Origin of the sequence: Microcoleus sp. M2_D5 (genome assembly GCF_036701935.1) — a bacterium.
In the GTDB taxonomy this organism is placed as follows: domain Bacteria; phylum Cyanobacteriota; class Cyanobacteriia; order Cyanobacteriales; family Microcoleaceae; genus Microcoleus.
In genome coordinates this window covers 104,136-105,434 of record NZ_JAUBRP010000015.1, presented here as the reverse complement: position 1 = coordinate 105,434, position 1,299 = coordinate 104,136, and the positions used below count along the sequence as shown (strand labels likewise).

The 1,299-nt window shown below is 44.8% G+C and carries 2 protein-coding genes; both read right to left on the bottom strand.

All coding sequences use genetic code 11. The annotated features are described in order from the left end of the window. Nucleotides 1–48: 48 nt before the first annotated feature. Nucleotides 49–267, bottom strand: a complete 219-nt coding sequence (locus QUA50_RS09050; protein WP_333262888.1) for a hypothetical protein — start codon at nucleotides 265–267, stop codon at nucleotides 49–51. Nucleotides 268–337: 70 nt separating this feature from the next. Continuing rightward, complete coding sequence (locus tag QUA50_RS09045) at nucleotides 338–739, bottom strand: glycosyltransferase family 2 protein (protein ID WP_333262885.1); 402 nt, start codon at nucleotides 737–739, stop codon at nucleotides 338–340. Between the last annotated feature and the right edge of the window lie 560 nt (nucleotides 740–1,299).

Below are 1,299 nucleotides of genomic sequence, written 5' to 3'. Positions count from 1 at the left end.
CCGTCCTTAAAAGACGGGCGGGACGCCCATCCCACAAACTTGTGGAAGTTATTTAATTCTCATTCCTAACGCACCTCCCAAACCTCCAAACCACCAGTATTTCGTCGGACATTCAGAAATCTCGGCACCCAAGGATCGCAAAGTGTAATGCTGCCAAATTACGATTACGGATAAACAAATAGTTAACCAGGTAATTGGTTGGTTGGTGGCGGCTGACAAGCGAATTTCAAAGGTGGTATCCGCCAGGTGATTTATCCGTGGAATCAATCCAAAATCTCAAATCTAAAATCCTCAAGAAAGAGCATTTATCCGTGGGGTCGCCTCTAAAATCTAAAATCTAAAATCTAAAATCGATTGACCTGCTAATATTTTTAAGCTGGGGGTAGTTGAGATGCTGTTGCAGGGTTTGCCCGATCGCCTTGGTGTCGTCTGTCGATCGATCGTCTACAATTAAAACCTCTAAGTTGTCCTCCGTCAGCGGTATACTCTCCCTCATGGCGATCGCGCAATCCCGAATATTCTCTCCCTCGTTGTATGCTGGTACGATTAGCGAAACTTTAGGGAACTGCGCGGCGGACTCCGGTGAGGGTCTCGCGGAACTTCTGTGGGTTCGAGGCGCATTTTTGACCGATCGGCGCAAATTCTTACTGTAAGCTGTACTTACGATTAGAGAAAAGATTAGCAGGGTTAACAATATCAAAGCGAACTGACCTAAAATTTTCGGTACAGGATTTGTCACCCTAAATATTAAAAAATATTAAAACAAAAAGCTAGTCGATCGCCCGAAAAGTTATTTTGACCCCCTCGCATCCAGGATACCCGCCACGTGATTCATCTCGCGCAAGTCAATGCTTCAATCTAAAATCTCAAATCTCAAATCGCGCAATCGATTGACCCCCTCGCATCCAGAATACAAGCCCTCGGATTCATCTCGCGCAAGTCAATGCTTCAATCTAAAATCTCAAATCTAAAATCTAAAATCGATTGACCGCCTCTTTTGCTATAATTTGTGAGCATCTTTCGGCTCGCCCGCACCGAGGGGCAAGACCCCTCACCCAGACAGCGACCGAAAAGCCGAGGATAGATATCAGTTTTCAGAGGATATTGCAATGGGCGAATTTTTTACAGTCGATGTGTTTGCGAACACGATAGCGGTACTCGGCGCTTTGGGTTTTTTCTTTTTGGGATATCAAGCTTTGCAGATGTTGAAAAGATAAAGTATGTCAGAACTCAGATGTTGCACCATTGTCAAGAACGGGCAAGATGCCCGTTCCACAAAGAATGATTTTTCTTGTGGAA